This window comes from Streptomyces sp. WAC06614 (assembly GCF_003949795.1).
Classification (GTDB): Bacteria; Actinomycetota; Actinomycetes; order Streptomycetales; family Streptomycetaceae; genus Streptomyces.
Genome location: NZ_RPRY01000520.1, coordinates 1 through 3,171, shown reverse-complemented (window position 1 = coordinate 3,171; position 3,171 = coordinate 1). Strand labels below are relative to the sequence as shown.

Below are 3,171 nucleotides of genomic sequence, written 5' to 3'. Positions count from 1 at the left end.
GGTCTCCAGCCCGCTGTCCCCCCAGCTCCGCCGCCACCTCGCCCCGTAGCTGGGGCGACAGCGGGCTGGAGACCACCGGGGGCTCGTCCTCCGCGCCCGGGAGGACCAGGACCAGGGCCTGGGGGCGGCGGGCCGTGCCCGTGTAGCCGACCACCGCCGCGTCCCGTACGTCCGTGTGCCGGAGCTTGCGCCACAGTCGGCGGCCCGCCGGGTAGGGCTGGTCCAGGCGTTTGACGACCAGGCCCTCGATCCCGTTCGCCGGCAGCGTCTCGTACCAGGTCTGCGCGAGCTCCGGGTCGGTGGTCATCGGGACCGGCTGCAACGGCGGGCCGAGCGGCAGCAGGAGGTCGACCAGCAGGGAGCGGCGGCGCGCGTAGGGGTGGGTGCGGACGTCGGTGCCGGCCAGTTCGAGGACGTCGAAGGCGGCGTACGAGGCCGGGAGGCTCACCGCCAGTGCGCCGGCCCGGGCCGTCGTCGCGGCGGCGCGGCGCTGGACCAGGGCGAAGTCCGTGCGGCCGTCGTGCCAGACCACGACCTCGCCGTCGAGCGTCGTCCCGGGCGGGAGCAGCCGGGCCGCCGCCACCAGGTCGGGGAACGCGGCGGTCACGATCCGGCCCGAACGGGCCTGGAGCACCACGTCCGCGGCGGTGCGCCGGACCACCAGCCGGTGCCCGTCGAACTTCGGCTCGTACGCCAGCCCCGGCCCCCGCGGCAGGGTACGGACGGACGCCGCCAGGGCCACGCGGATCACGGCAGCCGCCCGGCGTGCTCGGGGTCGGTCAGCGGCGACCACAGGTCGCCGTCCCGGCCGAGGCGGGCCACGACCTCGTCCGCCAGGAACATCAGGGCCGCCGGTGAGCGGCAGGACTCGACCTCCGCCCAGGTCACGGGCGCGGAGACGGCCTGGCGGGAGCGGGCCCGCAGCGTGTAGGGAGCGGCGGTGGTCTTGGCGGCGGCGTTCTGGCTGTGGTCGACGAAGACCTTGCCCGGCCGCAGGGCCTTGGTCATCCGGTGCACCACCAGGTCGGGCAGGGCCGCCTCGGCCTCCTGCGCCAGTTCCTTCGCGTACGCCGAGACGGTCCGGGACGGCACCGGCTCCAGCCGTGCCGACAGGTGCAGGCCCTTCGCGCCCGAGGTCTTGGGCCGGACCTCCAGGCCGTCCGCGGCCAGCCGGTCCCGGAGCCACACGGCCACGGCGCAGCACTCGACGACGGTCGCGGGCGGGCCCGGGTCGAGGTCGAGGACCAGCCGGTCGGCGACGGCCGGGTGGCCCTCCGTCCACTGCGGGACGTGGAACTCCACCACCAGGTTGGCGGCCCACATCAGCGTGGCCAGGTCCGCGACCACCACCTGCCGGGCCCGGGGGTCCTCCGTCCGCGGGACGGCGGCGGTCCTCACCCAGTCGGGTGTACCGGGCGGCGGGTTCTTGGTGAAGAAGAGCTGCCCGTCCGGACCGTCGGGGTAGCGCAGGAAGGACACGGGCCGGTCGTGGACGTGCGGCAGCAGGGCCTCGGCGACGGTGGCGTAGTAGTGCAGCACCTCGCCCTTGGTGAACCCGGTCTCGGGGTAGATGACCTTGTCCAGGTTGCTGAGCGCGAGGCGACGCCCCTCCACGACGGTGATCGGCGTCATACGATGAGACTGCCACGAAACGGGAGGAACCGTGCGATCCATATGGAACGGGGCGATTTCCTTCGGCCTGGTCAGCATTCCGATCAAGCTCGTCAACGCCACCGAGAACCACTCGATCTCCTTCCGCCAGATCCACCTGGAGGACGGTGGCCGGGTCCGCTACCGCAAGGTCTGCGAGCTGGACGGCGAGGAGCTCTCCGCCGACGAGATCGGCAAGGGGTACGAGGAGGCGGACGGGTCGATCATCCCGATCACGGACGCGGACCTGGCCTCGCTGCCGCTGCCCACGGCGAAGACGATCGAGATCGTCTCGTTCGTACCGGCCTCCGAGATCGATCCGCTCCAGATGGACGCCGCGTACTACCTGGCGGCGAACGGCGTGTCGGCGGCCAAGCCGTACACGCTGCTGCGGGAGGCGCTCAAGCGCAGCGAACGGGTGGCCCTGGCCAAGTTCGCGCTGCGCGGGCGGGAGCGCCTGGGGATGCTCCGGGTCGTCGGTGACGTGATCGCGATGCACGGGCTGCTGTGGCCGGACGAGATCCGCGCGCCGGAGGGCGTGGCCCCGGAGACCAAGGTGACCGTCCGCGACGCCGAACTCGACCTGGCCGACGCCCTGATGGCGACGCTGGGCGAGGTGGACATGGACAGCCTCCACGACGACTACCGCGAGGCGGTCGAGGCCATGATCGCGGCGAAGTCGGGCGAGGCGATCGAACCGGAGCTGCCGGCGACGGCGGAACGGGCCGGGGGGCAGGTCATCGACCTGATGGCGGCGCTGGAGAAGAGCGTACGGGCGGCCAAGGCCTCGCGGGGCGAGGCCGCGGAGGAGGGCTCCGCCGGGGAGGGCGAGGGGGAAAATGCCGCGGAGGGCGGCCGGGGTGCGGGTGCCGAGGTCACGCCGATCGGCGGGCGCCGTGGTGGTGGCGGGAGCACGCGCCGGAGCGCGCCGGCGGCGCCGAAGGCGGTGGGCGGGAAGAAGTCCACGGCCACCACGGCCCGGAAGACCGGCGGGGCCGCCGCGGCCTCCTCGAAGAAGTCCACCGCGAAGACGGCGAAGACGGCGGCGAAGACCGAGCGGGCCACGAAGACCACGAAGACGGCGAAGACGGCCAAGAGCGCGACCGGGACGAAGACCGCCAAGGCCACGCAGTCCGGCCGGTCCACGGCCCGGTCCGCCTCCGCCGCCAAGAAGACCGGCGCCGGAGCACGGTCGACGTCCACCGCCGGAAGCGCCTCGGGCACCGCCACCGCCAAGAAGGCGACCCCCCGCAAACGCTCCTCCGCCTGAACCCCGTCGACCGGCGGCCCCTCAGGCGCTCCCCCGCCCGAGCTCCGGCGCGCCCGCGGCCCGCTCGAGCTAAGACCCGGCGAGCTTCCCCGCCCGAACCCCGGCGCCCTGTGCCGCTGCGACCCCGGCGCCCTGTGCCGCTGCGACCGGGGCGCCCGGTGGCCCGGTGGCCCGGTGGCCCGGTGGCCCGCAGGCAGTCCCCCGCCCGAGCTCGGCGGGGCCCACCTGGCTCCGCCCCGGAACTTCCCGCC

At 74.5% G+C, this 3,171-nt stretch carries 3 protein-coding genes; 1 reads left to right on the top strand and 2 read right to left on the bottom strand.

Annotation, left to right across the window (positions count from 1 at the left end; genetic code table 11):
- Both EF918_RS34120 and ligD read right to left on the bottom strand, forming a co-directional pair.
- The coding region (locus tag EF918_RS34120) for an ATP-dependent DNA ligase (RefSeq protein ID WP_125652756.1) at positions 1-748 on the bottom strand (748 nt) is incomplete at its 3' end.
- Positions 748-1,632, bottom strand: coding sequence for a non-homologous end-joining DNA ligase (gene ligD / locus EF918_RS34115; protein ID WP_125652755.1), 885 nt, complete (start codon positions 1,630-1,632; stop codon positions 748-750). The genes EF918_RS34120 and ligD, both read right to left, overlap by 1 nt.
- Before the next feature lie 31 nt (positions 1,633-1,663).
- Between ligD and EF918_RS34110 the strand changes: the two genes are divergently transcribed.
- A complete protein-coding gene (locus tag EF918_RS34110; protein WP_125652754.1) occupies positions 1,664-2,920 on the top strand; it encodes a Ku protein in 1,257 nt (418 codons plus the stop codon).
- Positions 2,921-3,171 lie beyond the last annotated feature (251 nt).

What these genes read in the sequence shown, in the direction of transcription:
- ligD (WP_125652755.1), bottom strand. Translation starts at nt 1,632, where the DNA reads ATGACGCCGATCACCGTCGTGGAGGGGCGTCGCCTCGCGCTCAGCAAC.